The following is an 18998-nucleotide window of genomic DNA, read 5'->3' on the forward strand; positions in this document are numbered from 1 at the left end:
TGCAATATCAGCCAGTCGACGCGCTGGCCAGGACGTCGTCCACCGTCTGCTTCTCCGCGCTCGTGCCGGGCATCGCGATTCCCAGCAGGAACGCCGTCCGCTTGTCGTCCACCGTGATCAGCGTCAGGCGCAGGTGCGCGGTGCCGCCCTCGCCGTCCTTCACCGCCAGCGCCACGGTGTGTGCCGGGCGGCCGTCGACCGTCGTGGCCTTCGACTCCTCCCGCTTCGACGATCCGTCCGGGAAGAAGAACTCCGCGTTCGAGCGGGCCGAGCGCTCCGTCTGGCTCTTCAGCGCGGGCTCGGGGACCGGGGCCGATCGGCCCGCGAGGACCGTGACGCCGGTCTCGTGCCCGGCTTCGTCCTCGTCCTTGTCCTCGCCCTTGTCCGACGGTCCGATCGACGACGTGAACGCGCCGATCAGGCCGCCCTTCTTGCCCTTGTCGGTACGCTTCCAGCCCTCCGGAATCCCGTACGAGAGGCCGGTCTTGGCGTCCGTCACCCGCGGCCTGCCCGCCAAGGGGTCCTCGTCGCCGGACCGCGTCCACCACCACGCGCCGAGGCCTGCGGCCAGCAGTGCGGTGACCAGGGCCGCGGCGATGGTGGTCGTCCCCGCCCGTGCCCGGCGGCGGCCTTGCGACTGCGGTGCGGGGGCCTGCGGCGGCAGCGGGGGCATCGGCGGCGCGGTTGTCATGCTGACAGCTTTGCGGGGTCGAACCGGTGTTCCCTGAGTACGGCTACTCAGGGCTCTACTCAGTTGCGTATGCGATGAAGTCGACCCAGGCAGTTGGGGGGAGGGCGAGTCGGGGGCCGGCGGGGTTCTTGGAGTCGCGGATGTGGATGCTGCGGAGGTCTACGGCGACCTCGACGCAGTCGCTTGGGTTGCTGCTGTCGCTGTAGCTGCTCTTGCGCCACTCCAGCGCGACCTCGACGCAGTCGTTGATGTTGCTGCTGTCGCTGTAGCTGCTCTTGAACCAGTTGAGCTCATAACCGTCCCCGGCAGAGGGCTTTTGGGTCATGTCTCTCCCCGCACTCTCTCGATGAAGGCCAACGACTCCCGTGGCCTGAGAGCCTGCGCCCGGATCATGCCATACCGCAGCTCAAGGATTCGGAGCTGCCTTGGGTCGGAGACCGGGCGGCCGTTGAACTCGCCTTCGGAGCGCCCCACCGCCGTTCCGTCCCCGAACTTCAGCAACTGAATCCGTCCGCCTTCGATTCCGGCATGCCCTTCGCTGTCGGTCGGCATCACCTGGAGCGTCACGTTCGGCAACTGACCGATTTCCAGCAGACGTTCGAGCTGCTGGCGCAGGACCATTCTTCCCCCGATGGGCCGTCGCAAAGTCACCTCCTCCTGAACGAAGCTGAAATCCGGTGCCGGTGACCGCTCGAAGACCGTCTGTCGGGCCATACGTGCCGCCAAGCCACGCTCCACCTGGTCCAGCGAGTACGCAGGCCGCTGCAAGCCGAACAGTGCCCGCGCGTACTCCTTCGTCTGCAGCAGGCCATGGAGGTTGTGGTTGCCGTACGCCGCGATCTCGACCGCCCGCGCCTCCAGCTTCGCCAACTCCCGTACCTTCTTGGGGTACCGGGCCTTGGCCATCTCCTCCTTCATCGCCAAGATGAACCCGTTGGCCCCAAGGACCTCGTCGGCACGCTCCAGGTACTCCGGCCGTGGAATGCGCGCCCCGCGCTCCACCTTCCGGACCAAGTCCTCGCCGTATCCGACGGTCTCCGCGAAGTCGACCACCCGCAGCCCGGCCGCCTCGCGCCACAGCTTCTGCTGCCGCCCCAACGCCTCGACCACCGAGGCGATCTCATCCTCCGGGTCGACGTCCCAGCCAGGCTCATCCGCCATGTCATCTGTACGTTCGCTCATGCGCGCCCACCTCCGACGTACCGTCCAAGCTCAACGCGCACCCGTACCCAAATGTCACGCCGGACAGCCAAGACAAGGCAGGACAAGCACCAGACAAACGGCATACGCACAGCCAGTCGCACTGTGCACGGCACACCCACGCCACCACGCTGAGTGACGTGAACCAAAAACTCAGCCACGCCCCCACCCCCGTACGCCAGTTCACGATCCTGCTGTCCTCGACCCGCAGAGGCGCACGCCTGGCCCGCCGCCTGACGGTGGCCCAACTCGCAGAGTGGCGCAGCCAGTTCACCCACGCGGAGCAACTCGTCGCCGAGCTGGCGAACAACGCCGCGCTGCACGGCCGGACGCCGGGCCGGAACTTCCGGCTCACGCTGACGGTGACCGGGGCCACGCTCCGCGTGGAGGTGACCGACACGCGGGGCGACGAACTGCCCAAGGCGCGGCACGCGGGCCCCGACGCAGAGTCGGGCCGGGGCCTGCTCCTGGTCGAGGCCCTCGCGACGCGCTGGGGCACGGAGGTGGGACCGGCCCCGTGCAAGACGGTGTGGGCGGAGATCGACGGCTGAGCCGAGCAGCCGCGAGCCGCGACGGCTCAGGCGAACGTCACGTCGGGCGTCCGCACCGTACCCCCGCGCCGACCGGGCGCTTCCTGCCGGTGCCAGTACAGGTTGGTGTGCGCGATGACCAGGTCGGGGGTCGGGGCGCCGTACCCGCTCAGGTCCTCCGTGGTGTGCGCGTCGGCGACGAGCGTGGCGTCGTAGCCGCGAGTGAAGGCGCCGTGAAGGGTGGAGCGGATGCACGCGTCGGTCTGGGCGCCGGTGACGACGAGGTGGCCGACGGCGTGTTCGGCGAGTACGGACTCCAGGTCGGTGGCTTCGAAGGAGTCGCCGTAGTGCTTGTGGACGAGGGGTTCGGTCTCGCGGCGGACGAGTTCGGGGACGTAGGCCCAGCTCTCGGCGCCGTGCGGGAGCTCGTCGTCGGAGTGCTGGATCCAGATGACGGGTACGTCGGCCGCGCGGGCCTTGTCGACGACGGTGGCTATGTTCGCGATGACGGCGTCGCGCTCGTGCGCCTCGGCGACCACGCCGTTCTGCATGTCGATGACGAGGACGGCGGTGCGGGGGCGGTCGGGCAGGGTCGTCATGGGCCTCTCCAGTGGGAACCGTGGGTTTCATGAACGCCGCATGGCAGTCGCGTTGCAGCACCGCCCCGACGCTTGAGCGGTGCGGGCCGCGCTGCCTACGGTCGTTGTGTCACGTACGGCGGGAGCCTACGACGTGGCCGTGTGCCCGAGTGGCTTAGGGATTCGCCTGCAAAGCGAAGCACACCGGTTCAATTCCGGTCACGGCCTCCACGCAGTGAGCCGGCGCCCCGTGGGACTCCACGGGGCGCCTTCTGGCCAGCTTTCCCCTGTGACCCGGCGCACTCCTCATGGAGCATCCGTGAAGATCTTTCACGCTATCCTCACCTAAGGCGCAGGATTTGCGGTCTGCGTGCCGCCAGGACGTATCGGCAGCAGAATTACGTTCGTCCAACTCTGCACATTTTACCCGCAGTTGTCCGTAATAAGGGGCGCTTCTTCCCGCCGATTTCGGCGCCGCACCGACCTCCCTGTACGCATGGCCTGGGCACTCCGGCCGACCACCGGAACCGCCCCTTCACCACGCTCACTTGGGGGTTTTACGCATGTCCGGAATCACCCGCCGTCAGGCCATCGGCGCCGCCGCGAGCGCCGCCGCCGGTCTCGCCGCCGTCGGCGCGGCCCGCGCTTCGGCGATGGGCGCCGAGCCGCACGACCAGGCCCACGCGGGCGCCGAGCCCGACTCGTTCGACGAGGTGTACCTGGGCCGCCGCATCCAGGGCGCGCCGTCCCACGACGGCGGCCACCACGCAGGCCACGGGGGCGGCCACGGCGCCGGCTACTCCGTACGCATCGACGGCGACGAACTGCACATCATGCGCAACGCCGACGGCACGTGGATCAGCGTCATCAACCACTACGAGCCGCGGGCGACCCCGCGGGCCCTGGCCCGCGCGGCGGTGGTCGAGCTGCAAGGCGCCACCCTCGTCCCCCTGCCCCCACCCGCCGTCTGATCCCGACCCCAACCCCGACCCTGACCCTCACCCTGACCCGGAGCAGCACCGCCATGACCGTACGCAAGAACCAGTCCCAGCTCACCGCAGACGAGAAACGGCGCTTCGTGAACGCGCTGCTCGCCCTCAAGCGCGACGGGCGCTACGACGCATTCGTCAGCACGCACAACGACTTCATCATGAGCGACACCGACAACGGCGACCGCGTGGGCCACCGCTCGCCGTCCTTCCTGCCCTGGCACCGCCGCTTCCTCATACAGTTCGAGGAGGCGCTCCAGTCCGTCGACCCCTCAGTGGCCCTCCCCTACTGGGACTGGACCACCGACCGCACCCCGGCCGCGTCCCTGTGGGCCCCCGACTTCCTCGGCGGCACCGGGCGCAGCCGCGACAGCCAGGTCACCGACGGCGCGTTCGCTTCCTCCGGCAACGGCTGGCGCATCAACGTACGCGTCGACGGCCGCGACTTCCTGCGCCGCAGCCTCGGCGCGGGCGTGCGCCAACTCCCCACCAAGGCCGAGGTCGACTCGGTCCTCGCCATGTCCACGTACGACATGCCGCCGTGGAACAGCGCCTCCGACGGCTTCCGCAACCACCTCGAAGGCTGGCGCGGCGTCAACCTCCACAACCGCGTCCACGTCTGGGTCGGCGGCCACATGGCCACCGGCGCCTCCCCCAACGACCCGGTCTTCTGGCTCCACCACGCCTACGTGGACAGACTCTGGACCCAGTGGCAGTCCCGCCACCCCAACTCCCCCTACCTCCCCACCTCCAACACCCGAGACGTGGTCGACCTGAACGACACGATGCGCCCCTGGGGCAACGTCACCCCGGCCGACATGCTCGACCACACCCGCTACTACACGTACGACACGGCGGCGTAGGAGCCTTCAGGGGCGCTGAGGGCTCCCGGGGGGCCGCAGTCCCAGGCAGCCGGTGCGCGTGCTGCCAGGCCGCCCGGCGGGGTGCGGCAGGGAAGCCCCGTTGCGGCGCCCACGCCCGAGCGGAGCGGGCGTCGCCCCCGGTCACTTCCGCAGCGCGCTGCCCGCCCTCCACTCCTCCCACGGCACATTCCAGTCCCCGTACCCGTTCCCGGGCGCCACCGTTTCCTTCGAGCCGGTCACGCGGACCACGTCGCCGGGGATGACCTCCTCGAAGAAGCGGCGGGCCGTGCCGTCCGTGGCGAGGCCTATGCAGCCGTGGGTGACGTTCTGCGTGCCCGCGTAGGTGTTGGCCTTCGGGTTCTCGTGGAGGTAGGTGCCGGACGTGGTGAGGTGGACGGCGTAGTTGTAGTCGTCGTTGTACGCGTCCCCGTAGCCGACCGTTCGCGAGTCCATGCGGACGCGGCGCTGCTTGTCGGAGACGACCATCGTGCCGTTCCAGGTGTCCATGCCGGGCGCCCCCGCGGTGACCGGCACGCGCCGGGTCGCGCCGTCCTTGACGACCGTCATCGTGTGGGTGCGTACGTCGACGGTGGCGACCAGGGAGCGGGCCACCGTGAAGCGGCGTACGGTTCCGGAGCCCACGCGGACGGTGACCTCGCTGCCGGGCTTCCAGTACGTCTTGGGGCGGTAGTCGACGCGCCGGCCGTCGTGCAGGTTGCGGTCCTTCACCCAGCTCCAGGAGCCGGGGGTGGTGTTCGGCGTGGTGGTGCGGACCGTCAATCTGCGTTCCACCGCCGCGCGTTGGGCCGCCGGGACCGGGCGGGCGAACGTCACCGACACCGGCATGCCCACGCCCACCCGCTGCCCGTCGTGGACGTTGACCCGTACGCCGCCCCCGCGCAGCGCGGCCGGTTCCACGACCGGCTTCGCGCGGGGCGTGGGCGTGCCCGCGTCGACAGGCTTGCGGTCCTCGGACTCGGCCGACGGCCCCCGCCCGCCCTCTTCCGAACCGCCCCCGCAGCCCACGAGTACGGCCGCGCACAGCGCCGCGGCCACCGCCCCGCGTACGGCGTGACGCGTTCCGGCGCGCCTGGTCTTCCTGGTCATCGGGCTCCCCCTGTGATGTTCCTGCGTTCTCGCGGCCGCAGACCGGCCCCCGCCGGTGTGCTTCCATGTACGCCACCCATACGCACGGCGGAGACCGCCGGGTTGCATGCTGCGTACGGGAAATTTCCGGGGATGTGGGGCGGGGGGTGCGGGTGGCATGACGGAGGACGAGTTCGACGCGTTCTACGCCTCGGCGTTCCCCCGCGTCGTCGGCCAGGTCTACGCGCTGACCGGCGACCACGGGCAGGCGCAGGACGTCGTCCAGGAGGCGTTCGTACGGGCCTGGGACCGGCGCCGCGAGTTCGGTGCCGTCGCGGTCCCGGAGGCCTGGATCCGCACGGTGGCCATGCGGCTCGCGGTGAGCCACTGGCGCCGCGCCCGCCGCTGGCTCGAACTCGTACGCCGCGACGCACCGCGCGAGCACGCGCCGGGGCCGGGGCCCGAGCACGTCGCCCTGGTCCAGGCGCTGCGGCAACTGCCGGACGCGCAGCGGCACGCGATCGTGCTGCACCACCTGTGCGACCTCAGCGTCGAGCAGGTGGCCGCCGAGACCGGCGCCCCGACCGGCACCGTCAAGGCCCGGCTCTCCCGGGGACGGGCCGCGCTGGCCAAGCACCTTTCCGCGAGCGAAGACGCGAGGGGCGACGACGTGGCCGACGCAATCGACGTGATCGACGTGATCGACGGCAAGGCACTCGCCAGTGACGTACTCGGCGGGAAGGAGGGCGACCCTCATGCCCGATGAACGACCCCCGATGCGCGGTGCTCAGCCCCCGCTGCCCGGTGACCAGCCCCCGACACCCCGTCCCGCCGAGCCCGACGCGCTCTCCGCCGCCCTGCGCGGCCTCGCCGACAGCGGCCGCGCCCCGGCCCCCGGCCCCGGCGCCCAGGTGCGCCGCCGCGCCGTGACCCGCGGCCGACGCCGGCGCGCGACCATCGCGGGCGGCGCCGCCATCGCGACCGCGGCCCTGGTGTTCGGCCTGGTCACAGGCCTCGGCGACGACTCCGCCCCCCGCCCGGCCCAACCCGCCGCACCCACCGAGTCGGCCTCCACCGCCCCCGCCGTCACCGTCGACCTCACCCGGCGCACGCTGACCGTACGCGGCCGCACCCTGCCCCTCTCCTCCGGCACCGCCGCCCACCCCACGAAGCCCGGTCGCATGACCGTCGTCGCCAAGCACCGCACCAAGAGGCTCACCGGTGGGACGGCCGGCCTCGGCGACGAGTACGACGTCTCGCTCCCCTGGGTCGTCGAGCTGCGCGACACCACGGGCCGCACCAACTACGCCGTCGCCCTCACGTACAACGAACAAGCCCCCGGCAAGTCCGACGTGACCCGAGGCGTACTCGGCCTGCGCACGTCCGACGCCAAGTGGCTGTACACACAGGTCAGTTCGGGCTCCGTGGTGACGATCGAGGGCAAGGCGCCCGGCGCTGCGAACTGACGTTCCCCGTCTGGTGTCTCCGAGGCGCGGAGAGGCACGGAGAGGCACGGAGAGGCACGGAGAGGCACGGAGAGGCACGGAAAACGCGCGAAAAAGGGGCGGCCCCGTCCGGGACCGCCCCTGTCGGCGCCTCAGTTCGCAAGGCCCCGCTTCACGTTCGACACGCCGGGGTCAGCCCCAGCCCGTGTCACCGTCATCCCCCATGATTTCCCCCGTAGTTGTCACGTAATTGCTCGGGACACTTCCGATGGTGCCTTGCAACTCGCGCCCGTCAAAAGGGATTTATGGGGGGATGACATGCCTGAGGCGTCATCGCGACCGTATGGGCACCGGTCGGTGACATTCCACTCTCAGACCACCGCCGCCTCGCCGAGCCGCGCCAGAATCGCGTCCACCGTCTGATCCACCGTCAACTCCGAGCTGTCCAGCCACAGTCCGATACGTGGCGTGGTGGCGCGCAGTCCTTCGTCCAGGGCCTCGACCGTCCACTCGCCGTAGCCGGTCTTGCCGCGGGCGGCCTCGCGCGCGGCCACCGCGGCGGGGCGCGGCGCGAGCACGACGACGTGCAGGGGACGGGCCCGTACCAGCTCGACGTAGTCCTTCAGCTCCTCGCCGAGGATGACGTCCTGGACGATCGCGGTGAATCCCGCGGCGGCGTACGCGTCCGCCGTGGCCGCCGACAGGCCGTAGCGGAGCCGGAGTTGGGCCTCCGCCTCGCCGCCCGCCCCGGGCTCGTACTCCTGGCGGCCGGAGACGATCATGCGCCGGAAGACGTCGCCCCGCACATGCGCGGCGCGGGGCAGCCGTTCGGCGAGGGCCTGGGCGACGGTGGACTTGCCGGCGGCCATGATGCCGGTGATGACGATGACCCCTGCGGGGGTGGTGGCAGCGTTCACACGCGCGAAGTTACCTCGGCGTGGCCGAGGGTTCCTCTCTTTTTCCGGGGCTCTGGGTACCGCCGGGTCCCGCGCGGGGCGCCCCAGGCCCGCCCCTTTCCCGTAACCAGGGGCTGCCGCCCCTGGACCCCGCTATCGGCCTGAACGGCCTCGTCCTCAAACGCCGGACGGGCTAAAACACCAGCCGCACCGGCAAGGGGGGCAGCGACGCGCCGCGAGCTGTAAGGGCGGGTGGGTGGGGAGAAAGCCCGTCCGGCGTTTGAGGACGAGCCGCGGAGCGGCGACAAGGGGGAGAGGGGCGAAGCCCCAGACGGGGAGCGGCGGCGCAGACGGGCTGAGAGCTCACCGGCACCGGACAGGTCGATAGCTCGCCAGCACCGGACAGGCCAAAATGGCCCCGGCTACGCCAGCTCCGCCCCCACCGCCGCCTGCGGCCTGATCGGCAGCCGGTTCACGGGCCGCCCCGTGGCGGCCCGCACGGCGGACGCGATCGCCGCCGGGGACGTCACCACCGGCACCGCGCTCGCGGCCTTCGCGCCGAAGGGGGCGACCACGTCGCGCTCCTCGACGAGTTTCACGATGCGGATCTCGGGGGCGTCCAGGGCGGTGGGCAGCGCGTAGCCCGTCAGGTCGGGGTGGCGGACGAGGCCGCGCGGGGTGCGCAGGTTCTCGGTGAGCGCCGCGCCGACGCCCTGGGTGACGCCCGCCTCGATGCGGACCCGCAACTGCGCGGGGTTGAGGATGCGGCCGACGTCCTGGGCGACGGCGATCTCCACGACGCGTACGGAGCCGATCTCGATGTCCACGTCGACGACGGCGCGGACCGCGCAGAAGGCCATGCCCACGAAGGCGTCGCCCTGCCCGTCGGCGTCGAGCGGCTCGGTGGGGTGCGGGCGGCACTGCGCCGTGGCCCACAGCTCCTTGCCGTCCATCGCCTCCTCGACGGTGGTGGAGAGCACTCCGTCGTACGAGGTGATCTTGCCGTCGGCGATCTGGAGCAGCTCGGTCGACATGCCGAACTTGTGCGCCAGGGGCTGCAGGAGCTGCGTACGCACCATCTTCGCGGCGCGCTCGACCGCCCCGCCGGACACCCAGGTGTGGCGGCCGTGGCAACTCGGCCCGGCCGGGGGCTGATCGGTGTCCACCGGAGCCACGCGGACCTCGTCGATGCCGAGCGTCTCCTGGACGATCTGCCGGGCGAGGGTCGTGAAGCCCTGGCCCGTCTCGACGGCCGCGCAGATGACCGTGGCGATGCCGTCGTGGACCTTCACCGTGGCCGTGGAGACCTCGTCCGCGCCCTCGGCGCCGAGGAGTTGGACCATGCCGAGGCCGTAGCCGACGCCGCGTCGCACGGCGGCCGGTTCGCCCGCGCCCTCGGGGCCGCCGGGCAGCAGCCAGTCCTCCTGCGGGGTGTCCTTGGGCAGGTCGGGCAGCGGGAAGTCCTGTACGGCGGCGAGGAGTTCGGCCACCGGGGCCGGGCACGTCACCGTCTGTCCGGTCGGCAGGATGTCGCCGGTCGCCATCGCGTTGCGCAGCCGCAGGTCGGCCGGGTCGACGCCCAGTTTCTTCGCGAGCTTGTCCATCTGCGCCTCGTAGGCGGCGCAGACCTGGAGGGCGCCCTCGCCGCGTACGTGGCCGGACGGCGGGTTGTTCGTGCGGACCGCCCAGCCCTCGATGAAGGCGTGCGGGACGACGTAGGGACCGCAGGCGAAGGAGACCGCGGCGGCCAGGGCGTCCGCGGAGGTGTCCGCGTACGCGCCCGCGTCGAGCAGGATCTGCGCCTCCACCTTCACCAACTGCCCTTCCGCGTCCGCGTGGTGGCGGTAGCGAAGGAGCGTCGGGTGGCGGTGCGCGTGGCCGAGGAAGGACTCCTCGCGGGTCGCGGTGAGCTTGACCGGGCAGCCCGTGCGCAGGGCGAGCAGGCCGAGCGGCAGGTGGAAACTGGCGTCCTCGCGGTCGCCGCTGGCGCCGGGGACGCCGGTGACGACGACCTTCACGCGCTCGGGGGCGAGGCCGTAGCAGGCGGCGGCCATGTCGCGGTCGCCGTGCGGGTCGGTGGAGGCGATGTACAGCTCGACGCCGCCGTCCGGACGCGGCACCGCGAGCCCGGCCTCCGCGCCGATGGGCGCCGGGTCCTGGCGTCCGATCCGATAGAGCCCCTCGACGACGACCTCGCCGGCCGCCTCCGGGTCGCCGTGGCGCAGCGGGATGTGGCGGATGAGGTTGCCGTCGGGGTGCAGCGGGGCGGCCTCGAAGGACTGCTCGGGGTCGGTCACCGGGTCGAGCAGTTCGTACTCGACGACGATCGCGGCGGCGGCCATCCGGGCCGTGTCCGGGTGATCGGCGGCGACCGCGGCGATGGCCTCGCCGTGGTGGCGTACGACATCGGAGGCGAACAGCGGGCGGTCGGGGGTCTTGCGGCCGTGGTTCGGCTCGCCCGGCACGTCTTCGTACGTGACGACCGCGCGTACGCCCGGCATCTCCTGCGCCTGCGTGATGTCGATGGTCACGATGCGGGCGTGCGCGTGCGGGGAGCGAAGCACGGCCGCCCACAGCAGGCCTTCGGCCCACAGGTCGGCGGCGTACGGGAACGTGCCCTCGGTCTTGGCCCTGATCTCCCCCGACGGCAGCGAGGAGCCGATGCCGTGCGGCAGTTGCTCCGCGCCCGGCGCGGGCGCGGCGACGGTCTCGTTGCTCACGCCTGGCCTCCGTCCTGGCCGTAGGGGCCCGCTTGATGCGGCACGCGCGGGGCGCCGGGGGCGGCGCCGTTGCGACCGGGCCCGCCTTGCCCGTGCTGCTCCTGCTGTTGTTGCTGTTGCTGTTGCTGTTGTTGCTGCTGTTCCCGCTGCTCCTGCTCGCTCGCGGCGCCCTTCGCCTCGCGCTCGGCGACGACGTCGCGGACCGCGTCGAGTACGCCCCGGTAGCCGGAGCAGCGGCACAGGTTGCCGCAGAGCGCGCGGCGGGTCTCCAGGTCGCTGGGGGCGGGGTTGCCTTCGAGCAGGTCGTGCAGGGTCATCGCCATGCCCGGTACGCAGAAGCCGCACTGCACGGCGCCGCAGTTGGCCAGCGCGCGCTGCACGTCCGAGGGGCGGCCGTCGACGGCGAGGCCTTCGACGGTACGCACCTCGCTGCCCGCCGCGGTGGCCGCGGGCACCAGGCACGACGCGACGAGCCGCCCGTCCACCTGCACGTTGCAGGCCCCGCACTCGCCCTGCGAACACCCGTCCTTGGCCCCGGCGAGCCCGAGCCGCTCACGCAGCACGTACAGCAGGGACTCCCCGATCCAGGCATCGGTGACGGGCCGGTCGGCGCCGTTGACACGGAGGACGTAGGAGACGAGGGGGTGCTCGTCCTGCGGGACGGGGGCTGGCTCCGGAGCCTTGGTCGGGTGTGTGGGGTCGGGATTGGGGGTGGCTGCGAGGTCGACGTCGGTCTCGGGGTCGGTTTCGAGGCTGGCTTCGGGGCCGGTCTCGGGGCCGGTTTCGAGGTCGGTGTCGGCTTCGGCGTCGGGGGTGGCGTCTGCCTCGGCGTGGGCTTGTTCTGCTTGGGCGCCGGGGGCGACCGGGTTGGGGCCGTGGGGGCCGTGTCCGGTGCGGGGGGCGTCGCCGGTGGGAGTGGTGCCGGGGGTGGCGGCGCGGGGGGCGCTGAGGCCGGGGGCAGCGCCGGGGCCGGGGGCGGCACCGGGGGCGAAGGCCGCGTCGGAGGCGGTGTCCGCGTGGGAGGTGTGGCCTGCGTTCGGGGCGAGGTCGAGGTCCTCGTCCGGGGCCAGGTCGGCGTGCGGGGCCGGGCCCACGCCCGGGGCGAGACCCGTGTGCGGGGCCAGAGCCGCGTCCGGGGCGAGACCCGCGTGCAGGGCCAGGTCCGCTTCGGAGGCTTCGTCCGGCTCGGGGGCGAGTGGGGCTTCGGCCGCGTCGAGGACGTCGTGCGCGTCGAGGGCGTGGTCGGTTTCGGGCGCGCCCTCGGCGTGACGGGGGTGGTCCGCCCGGGGAGCGTGGTCCGCCCCGAAGGCGCCGTCCTCGTCACGGAGGTGGTCGGCGTGGCTCGGCCCGTAGGCGGGGTCCGCGCTGGGGCCGTGGTCGCCGTCGGGGTCGAAGTGCGCGTCGGACGCGTGGCCCGCGCCGGGGGCGAAGCCTGCGTCGGACGTGCCGTCAGCGTCGTGGGGGTGGCCCGCGCTACGGGCACGGCCGACTGCGGACGGACGACCCGAGCCGGGCGCGTGGCCCGCCCCAGGGGCGAAGCCCGCTCCGGGACCGTGGTCCCCCTCGGGGGCCTGGTCCACCCCGGGCCCGTGCCCCACGCCGGAGGCGAAGTCCGCCTCGGACACGTGATCCACGCCAGGAGCAAGGCCCGCCTCGGACACACCATCCACGTCACCAGGACGACCCGCCCCACGGGCACGACCCGCTACGGACCGTCGGCCCGAGCCGGATGCACGGCCCGCCCCAGGGGCGAACCCCTCTCCCGGACCGTGGCCCCCATCAGAAACCTGGTCCACCCCAGGCCCATGACCCGCACCGGAAGCGAAGTCCGCCTCGGACACGTGATCCACGCCAGGAGCAAGGCCCGCCTCGGACACACCATCCACGTCACCAGGACGACCCGCCCCACGGGCACGACCCGCTACGGACCGTCGGCCCGAGCCGGATGCACGGCCCGCCCCAGGGGCGAACCCCTCTCGCGGACCGTGGCCCCCATCAGAAACCTGGTCCACCCCAGGCACATGACCCACGCCGGAAGCGAAGTCCGCCTCGGACACATGGTCCACGCCAGGAGCAAGGCCCGCCTCGGACATACCGTCCACGTCACCAGGACGACCCGCCCCGCGCGCGCGACCCGCCGCGGGTCGGCGGCCCGAGCCGGGCGCATGGCCCGCCCCAGGCACAGAGCTCACCCCAGGTGCGAAGCCCGCTTCCGGACCGTGGCCCCCCTCGGGGGCGAAGTCCGCCTCGGAGACACCATCCGCGTCACGGGCATGGCCCGCGTCCACCGCATGGCCCGCCCCGGGCGCGTGATGCGCGGGCGCGGCCTGCACACCCGGTGCGAGGTTCACGAACGCGGGGTCCACGTCGTGTGCTTGGTTCGCGGCGTGCGTGGGGACCTCGTGTGCGAAGTCCGCCCCCGTGATGTGGTCCGTCCCGGGCACATGCCCGTGCGCAGGCCCACCCGCGTGGGTCGCCCCACCCGCAGCGTCCCCTACGTACCCAGAACCAGGACCCGTCCCGGGCGCCAAGCCCTCCGGAGCCGACGCGTCAACCTCGCCCGAACTGTCGGCCGTTTGACCCGATACGTCCCCTGCGTTCCCGCCGTTCCCCTGTCCCGCAGGACCCAGCGACCCATCCGGGCGCCGGCCCACGACGAACAGCTTCGCCGTCCGCTCGAAGGGGGTCTCGGGGGCCTCCTGGGCGCCCGACTGCCCGTGCCGCACGGGCGCCTGGCCCATGGGCGCCTGACCCGCCGGATACCCCAACGACTGCGGAGCCTGGGGCGCCTCCGGGAACGGGGACGCCTGGGGCGACTGCGGGGTCTGGGCCGGCCAGGACGTGGCCCAGGGCGCGGGCGCCCCGCCGGGCAGCGTCGCGGGCGGGGTGCCGCCCAACTGCGCGGCGAGCGACGACGTGGTGAACTCGCCCGATTCGTCCGGGAGATCACCATCTGCGACAGGGATGGACCACTGTCCGGTCACGTCGTGGGGAGCGGGGGCAGGGGCGGGAGCGTGACCGTGTCCGGCACCCGCCTGCTCCTGCGCAGGCATCGCGTCCGGGAACGTCCACTGCCCCGTGGCCCGCGGATCGTACGCGTCGGGGGCGCCCTCGCCAGGAAGCTGCTGCTGCGGATGCGCACCCGCGCCCGTGCCGGGCTCCGGCCACGTCACGGACTGCCCCGCACCGGACGCGGGCATGACGCCCGTGATCTCGGGGGGCAGCACCCACACACCCGTGGACGCCGGGTCGGTGGCGTCGGACGCGGTCGGCGCGACCGTTATCTGCGGCGGCACATAGCCGTGCCCGGGGGCGGCGAGCGGTGTGCTCACGGCGTCGGCCGCACCCTCGGGGAGCTGCACGAACGCGGTGGCGTCCGCGTCGTACTCCCCCTGCGGATGCGGCTGCCAGCCGCCGTTCCTCTGACCGTCGGTCACGACAGCGCCCTCCCCAGTGCTCGTCGGGCCAGCGCGGCGACGGTGCGCCGCAGATGCAGTACGGCGGGCGGCAGCGGCTGCGCGGTGCCGTCCTCGGCGGGCGGATGGTCGGGCACGCACGCCGCGGCGACGTACTCACCGAAGGCGGTCAGCGCCTCCGGCACCAGCCCCCGCTCGCCGTCCCAGTCGATGAGACCGGCCACCCACTGCTCGGCCTCAAGGGGCCGCAGCGGCATGGGCGCGATGGCGCCGACGGCGCACCGCACTCCCCTGCGCGCCGGGTCGAGCACCAGGGCGACCGACGCGGTGGCGCGCCCCGGTCCCGTGCGCCCGGTCGCCTTGAGGAAGACCTGGGGGGCGTGCAGCAGCGGCACGCGTACGAAGCCGATGAGCTCGCCGGGGGCCAGCATCTCCATGCCCGCGAGCAGGTGCGACACCGGGATCTCACGGCGGGTGCCACCGGGCCCCGCGATGATCAACACGGCTTCCAGCGCAGCGAGTACGGGCAGCGAGTCACCGGTGGGCGCGGCCGAGGCGATGTTGCCGCCGAGGGTGCCCGCGTTGCGGATCTGCGGCGGCCCGGCGGCGCGCGCGGCGGCGGCGAGCGCCGGGATGAGCGCGGCGAAGTCGGGGCGCCCCATGCGCGCGTGCGTGAGGCCCGCGCCGAGCAGCCCGTGCCCGTCCTGGTACTGCCAGCCGCGGATCTCGCTGATGCGGCCGAGGCCGACGAGGGCGGCGGGACGGAGCTGGCCCGCGTTGACCGACGCCATCAGGTCCGTGCCGCCCGCGACGGGCACGGCGGCGGGCACGGCGGCGAGCGCCGCGACGGCCTCGTCGAGCGTGGCAGGCAGCGTCACAGACTGCGCCCCCTGCGCCGCCCGCGGTGCGTGCGTGGTCAAAACCGGCTGCCCCTTCCCGATGGCCCGGCGGCTTGCTCGCCGTTCTCACCGTTACGCCTGTTCCGCCGTACGGTACGTGCTCACAACCCGGACGTGGCAACTCTGGCACATCTTCGCGGGGCCCCGGCGCGGGGGTCCGCTAGGAGACGTTCGTCCGCAGACCTGGGGGATATGCCGTTTTCGCACGCCCTTGCCGGTCAGCGGGAATTGCCACCCTTCGGTGATCCTTGTACGGCTTCCTCCTGGCGGCCCACGGTCGCACCGCGAGCCGCCTGGAGCACGCGCTCGGACGTCGCCTCACACGTTTGGGGGCGCCCCCTCGATCGGGCGTCCGAGCACTCCGGGACGTTTCTGCCACGGCAACGGGCCACCCGGCGGGCGGTAGTCGACGCCGAGGGCGTCAAGTCGCGCGTAGTGGGCGGTCATTCGCCGTTCGAAATCGTCGAAGTCGCGCTCGGCGGGCGCCGGGAGCGCACGCCACGCGACCTCGGCGAGCGCCGCGAGCCTCGGGAAGACCTGGTAGTCCACCCTTCCCTGGTACTCCATCACTTCGGTCCACACGTTGGCCTGCGTCCCCAGGACGTGCTTCGCCTCGTCCGCGGAGAGGGCGGCCGGTACCGGCTCGAAGCGGTAGACGTCCTCCAGGGTGCGTACGAAGCCGATCGGCACCGGCTCGTCCGGACCACCGTGCTGACGGTGGTCCAGGTAGACGTGCTGCTCGGGGCACATCACCACGTCGTGGCCCGCCTGGGCCGCCGCGATCCCGCCGCCGTACCCGCGCCAGGACGACACGGCCGCGCCCGCCGCAAGCCCGCCCTCCAGGATCTCGTCCCAGCCGATGAGCCGACGCCCGCGCGCGGAGAGCCACTTGTCGAAGTGCTGGATGAACCAGCTCTGCAACTCGTCCTCGTTGCTGACCCGCAGCTCCTCGATGCGGGCCTGCACGGCGGCGGAGTCCTTCCACTGCTCCTTGGGGCACTCGTCGCCGCCGACGTGAATGAAGGTCGAGGGGAACAGCTCCAGCAATTCCTCAAAGACCCCCTCGTAGAAACGGAGGGTGCCGTCCGTCGGCGCGAGCACATTCGGTGTGACACCCCAGCTGTCCCACACCGAAAGGGCGGCCGTGTCGACGACATCGGTGTTTCCGAGCTCGGGATACGCGGCGATGGCCGCCTGCGAGTGCCCCGGGACGTCGATCTCCGGGACGACGGTGATGTGCAGGGCCTCCGCGTACGCGACGATCTCGCGGATGTCGTCCTGCGTGTAGTAACCGCCGTGCGGCTTCTCGTCCCACAACTCCGAGGCGCGGTGCCCCCACTTGGTACGCGGCCGCCAGGCGCCGACCTCCGTGAGCCTCGGGTAGCGCTTGATCTCCACCCGCCAGCCCTGGTCGTCCGTCAGATGGAAGTGGAAGACATTGAGCTTGTGCGCGGCGAGCAGGTCCAGATAGCGCAGGACCCCGTCCTTCGGCATGAAGTGCCGCGCGACGTCGAGCATCATGCCGCGCCAGCGGAAGCGGGGGGCGTCCTCGATGACGCCCTGGGGCACGGTGCGTTCCTGGCCGGGGGCGACGGGTGCCTTGCGGAAGGCGTCCGGGCCGAGGAGCTGACGCAGCGTCTGCGCGCCCCAGAACACCCCGGCCGCCGCGCCACCACGGATCTCGACACCGTCACCTGTGACACTCAGCCGGTACGCCTCCGGCTCCATCCCGTCGTCAAGGCGCAGTGAAACACCGCCCGGCGCACCTTCCGCCCCGGGCGCGAACGGAAGCCGAAACGCGCCACCCAGCGTGGCTCGCAGCCAGCGCTCGGTGGACTCCGTACCAGGTCCTGCCCAGAGCGTGGTCGATGCGTCAAGTCTGAATCCGTCGCCACCGGGGGCCTCGGCGCGTGCGGGCGCCGGGATCAGTTGCTCAAAGGTCATGGAGCGAGGCTGCCACGCGATTGCGCGGTGCAAAAGGGCCGTTGCGGGGCATGCAACGGTCACATGCGCAGGCCCTCAGTACGCACACGTGCGGTGCGTACTGAGGGCCTGGGCATGGTCGGCCGACCAGGAGGTGGCTACTTCTTGTTGCCGTCCTTGCCGCCCTTGTCCTTGTCGCCGCCCGCCCCCATGGACTCGTAGATCTCCTTGCACATGGGACAGACGGGATACTTCTTGGGGTCGCGGCCGGGGACCCACACCTTGCCGCAGAGCGCCACGACGGGCGTACCGTCGAGGGCGCTCGCCATGATCTTGTCCTTCTGGACGTAATGCGCGTAGCGCTCGTGGTCGCCGTCACCGTGCGACACCTGTGGCGTCGGCTCTACGAGGGTCCCCGTACCTGCCCCGCGCTCGGGCTCGGGCTCAAGAGTGCTCATAGGTGCCAAGGGTACTCACGCCGGGCGCGTCCTGGCAGCGCCCGCCGCCCGAGCCGCCGGGGGTGGGGCCCGTGCGCCGCGCACGGGCCGCCACCACGTGCAGCGCGAGCCCCAGAGCGGCCACCCCGGCCGCCACCCAGGGGAGCCGCTCCGCCCCGAGCCCGGCCGAAAGCGCGAGCCCGGCCGCGCCGGATCCGACCGCGCTGCCGAGGTAGAGCGCGGAGTTGTTCAGGGCGAGCGCGACCGTGCCGCGTTCGGCGTGCAGCGCAAGGAGCCGGTGCTGCTGCGGCACTTGCAGGGCCCAGCCCGCAGCGCCCCAGACCACTAGCGCGGGGAAGGCGGCCGCGCCGAGCGGCACGAGGGCCACCTCCGCCACCACCAGAGCCACCATGACGCCCGCGACGAGCGCGTGGACCCGCCCCCACCGGTCCACCAGCGGCCCCGCGAACACGCTGCCGAGCACCCCGCCGATCCCCCACGCCCACAGGTACGGCGCCACGTCCCCCTCACCCACACCGCCCGCGGCCTCAAGGACAGGCGCGAGGTACGTGTAGAGCCCGAGGCTCGACACCGCCGCCAGGAAGGAGACGCCGACGACCGGCAGGACGGCCCGGTCGGCGAGCGCCCCGAGCCGCGCCCGCACCGGCACCGGCGGCTCGGCGGGCACCTGCGGAAGCCCGACGGCGAGCCCCACGAGCGCGACCGCGCCGAGCCCGGTGACCAGCCACATCGTCGACCGCCACGAGGTGTGGTCGGCGAGCAGCACCCCGAGCGGCACCCCGAGGACCGTGCCCGAGCTCATGCCGCCCATCACGAGGGCGAGGGCACGGCCGCGCCGCTCCGGTCCGGCGAGGGACGCGGCGGCGGCCGTGGACAGCGCCGAGTAGACCCCGGCACCCACCCCGGCCACCACACGCGAGAGGAGCAGTACGGCGAGGCCCGGTGCGAGCGCGGTGGCGCCGTTGCCGAGAGTGAAGACGGCGAGCGAGGCGACGATAAGCACGCGCGGGCGTACGCCTGCCAGGAGGCCCGCGACGAGCGGCGCGCTCACCGCGTACGCGAGCGTGAACACCGTGACCATCTGGCCGGCGAGGGACACGGTCGTGTCCAGGTCGTCCGCGACCACGGGCAGCAGCCCCGCCATCACGTAGGCGTCGAGCCCCAACGTGAAGGCCCCCAGCATCAGCAGCCATATTCGCCGCACCGCACCCAGCTCCCTTCGTTCGTCCCGCGGCACGGGTCACGTGCCGCGAGTCGGAAACGTAGGCAGTCTCCGGTTCGGTGGGGAAATGTTCGCGGAGGTG

At 72.5% G+C, this 18998-nt stretch carries 17 protein-coding genes and 1 tRNA gene; 6 read left to right on the forward strand and 12 right to left on the reverse strand.

The genetic code is table 11. From position 1 onward, the window contains the following. Window positions 1-7: 7 nt before the first annotated feature. The 3 genes from IEY91_RS28265 to IEY91_RS28275 are packed head-to-tail and all read right to left on the reverse strand — an operon-like array spanning window position 8 to window position 1873. The gene (locus IEY91_RS28265; RefSeq protein WP_189176149.1) at window positions 8-691 is read right to left on the reverse strand and encodes a hypothetical protein; all 684 of its coding nucleotides are present in this window, start codon (window positions 689-691) and stop codon (window positions 8-10) included. A 55-nt stretch (window positions 692-746) separates the two neighbouring features. After that, complete coding sequence (locus IEY91_RS28270; RefSeq protein WP_189176150.1) at window positions 747-1016, reverse strand: DUF397 domain-containing protein; 270 nt, start codon at window positions 1014-1016, stop codon at window positions 747-749. After that, entirely contained in the window at window positions 1013-1873 is an 861-nt protein-coding gene (locus tag IEY91_RS28275) for a helix-turn-helix domain-containing protein (protein WP_189176151.1), read from the reverse strand. The genes IEY91_RS28270 and IEY91_RS28275 overlap by 4 nt, the downstream gene beginning before the upstream one ends. A gap of 158 nt (window positions 1874-2031) precedes the next feature. On the opposite strand from IEY91_RS28275, the gene IEY91_RS28280 reads away from it, so the two are divergent. Then, window positions 2032-2442, forward strand: a complete 411-nt coding sequence (locus tag IEY91_RS28280) for an ATP-binding protein (protein ID WP_189176152.1) — start codon at window positions 2032-2034, stop codon at window positions 2440-2442. A 26-nt stretch (window positions 2443-2468) separates the two neighbouring features. On the opposite strand, the gene IEY91_RS28285 is transcribed toward IEY91_RS28280, so the two are convergent. Next, complete coding sequence (locus tag IEY91_RS28285) at window positions 2469-3020, reverse strand: isochorismatase family protein (RefSeq protein WP_164324493.1); 552 nt, start codon at window positions 3018-3020, stop codon at window positions 2469-2471. A 135-nt stretch (window positions 3021-3155) separates the two neighbouring features. On the opposite strand from IEY91_RS28285, the gene IEY91_RS28290 reads away from it, so the two are divergent. The 3 genes from IEY91_RS28290 to melC2 all read left to right on the forward strand — a co-directional run bounded on the left by IEY91_RS28290 (window position 3156) and on the right by melC2 (window position 4851). Beyond that, window positions 3156-3230 (forward strand) — tRNA-Cys (locus tag IEY91_RS28290). A gap of 332 nt (window positions 3231-3562) precedes the next feature. Further along, window positions 3563-3970: an apotyrosinase chaperone MelC1 gene (gene melC1, locus IEY91_RS28295; RefSeq protein WP_189176153.1), complete on the forward strand. Its 408-nt coding sequence runs from the start codon at window positions 3563-3565 to the stop codon at window positions 3968-3970. Window positions 3971-4023: 53 nt separating this feature from the next. Next, window positions 4024-4851 (forward strand): tyrosinase MelC2, encoded by an 828-nt coding sequence (gene melC2 / locus IEY91_RS28300; RefSeq protein ID WP_189176154.1) that lies wholly within the window; start codon window positions 4024-4026, stop codon window positions 4849-4851. Between the two features lie 141 nt (window positions 4852-4992). Here the strand turns inward: melC2 and IEY91_RS28305 are convergent, their stop codons facing one another. Further along, window positions 4993-5958: a L,D-transpeptidase gene (locus IEY91_RS28305; RefSeq protein WP_189176155.1), complete on the reverse strand. Its 966-nt coding sequence runs from the start codon at window positions 5956-5958 to the stop codon at window positions 4993-4995. A 157-nt stretch (window positions 5959-6115) separates the two neighbouring features. Between IEY91_RS28305 and IEY91_RS28310 the strand changes: the two genes are divergently transcribed. Both IEY91_RS28310 and IEY91_RS28315 read left to right on the forward strand, forming a co-directional pair. Then, on the forward strand, window positions 6116-6703 hold the full coding sequence (locus tag IEY91_RS28310; protein ID WP_164324487.1) for a SigE family RNA polymerase sigma factor: 588 nt from the start codon (window positions 6116-6118) through the stop codon (window positions 6701-6703). Then, the gene (locus IEY91_RS28315; RefSeq protein WP_189176156.1) at window positions 6693-7403 is read left to right on the forward strand and encodes a L,D-transpeptidase; all 711 of its coding nucleotides are present in this window, start codon (window positions 6693-6695) and stop codon (window positions 7401-7403) included. Before IEY91_RS28310 ends, IEY91_RS28315 begins: the two co-directional genes overlap by 11 nt. Before the next feature lie 350 nt (window positions 7404-7753). Here IEY91_RS28315 and IEY91_RS28320 read toward each other — a convergent pair whose 3' ends face one another. The 7 genes from IEY91_RS28320 to IEY91_RS28350 form a co-directional block, all read right to left on the reverse strand. Then, window positions 7754-8299 carry an AAA family ATPase gene (locus tag IEY91_RS28320; protein WP_189176157.1) on the reverse strand — a complete coding sequence of 182 codons (546 nt, stop codon included), beginning with the start codon at window positions 8297-8299 and terminating at the stop codon, window positions 7754-7756. A 401-nt stretch (window positions 8300-8700) separates the two neighbouring features. Then, a complete protein-coding gene (locus tag IEY91_RS28325; protein ID WP_164324483.1) occupies window positions 8701-10998 on the reverse strand; it encodes a xanthine dehydrogenase family protein molybdopterin-binding subunit in 2298 nt (765 codons plus the stop codon). Further along, window positions 10995-14435 carry a 2Fe-2S iron-sulfur cluster-binding protein gene (locus IEY91_RS42000; protein ID WP_229697273.1) on the reverse strand — a complete coding sequence of 1147 codons (3441 nt, stop codon included), beginning with the start codon at window positions 14433-14435 and terminating at the stop codon, window positions 10995-10997. Before IEY91_RS42000 ends, IEY91_RS28325 begins: the two co-directional genes overlap by 4 nt. Then, window positions 14432-15334: an FAD binding domain-containing protein gene (locus IEY91_RS28335; protein WP_164324481.1), complete on the reverse strand. Its 903-nt coding sequence runs from the start codon at window positions 15332-15334 to the stop codon at window positions 14432-14434. Before IEY91_RS28335 ends, IEY91_RS42000 begins: the two co-directional genes overlap by 4 nt. A gap of 297 nt (window positions 15335-15631) precedes the next feature. Continuing rightward, a complete protein-coding gene (locus tag IEY91_RS28340) occupies window positions 15632-17257 on the reverse strand; it encodes a beta-N-acetylhexosaminidase (protein WP_189176158.1) in 1626 nt (541 codons plus the stop codon). A 137-nt stretch (window positions 17258-17394) separates the two neighbouring features. Beyond that, entirely contained in the window at window positions 17395-17694 is a 300-nt protein-coding gene (locus tag IEY91_RS28345) for a DUF3039 domain-containing protein (RefSeq protein ID WP_164324477.1), read from the reverse strand. Further along, window positions 17681-18898: an MFS transporter gene (locus IEY91_RS28350; protein WP_189176159.1), complete on the reverse strand. Its 1218-nt coding sequence runs from the start codon at window positions 18896-18898 to the stop codon at window positions 17681-17683. The genes IEY91_RS28345 and IEY91_RS28350 overlap by 14 nt, the downstream gene beginning before the upstream one ends. Window positions 18899-18998 lie beyond the last annotated feature (100 nt).

The organism is Streptomyces lasiicapitis, assembly GCF_014646335.1.
Taxonomy (GTDB): domain Bacteria; phylum Actinomycetota; class Actinomycetes; order Streptomycetales; family Streptomycetaceae; genus Streptomyces; species Streptomyces lasiicapitis.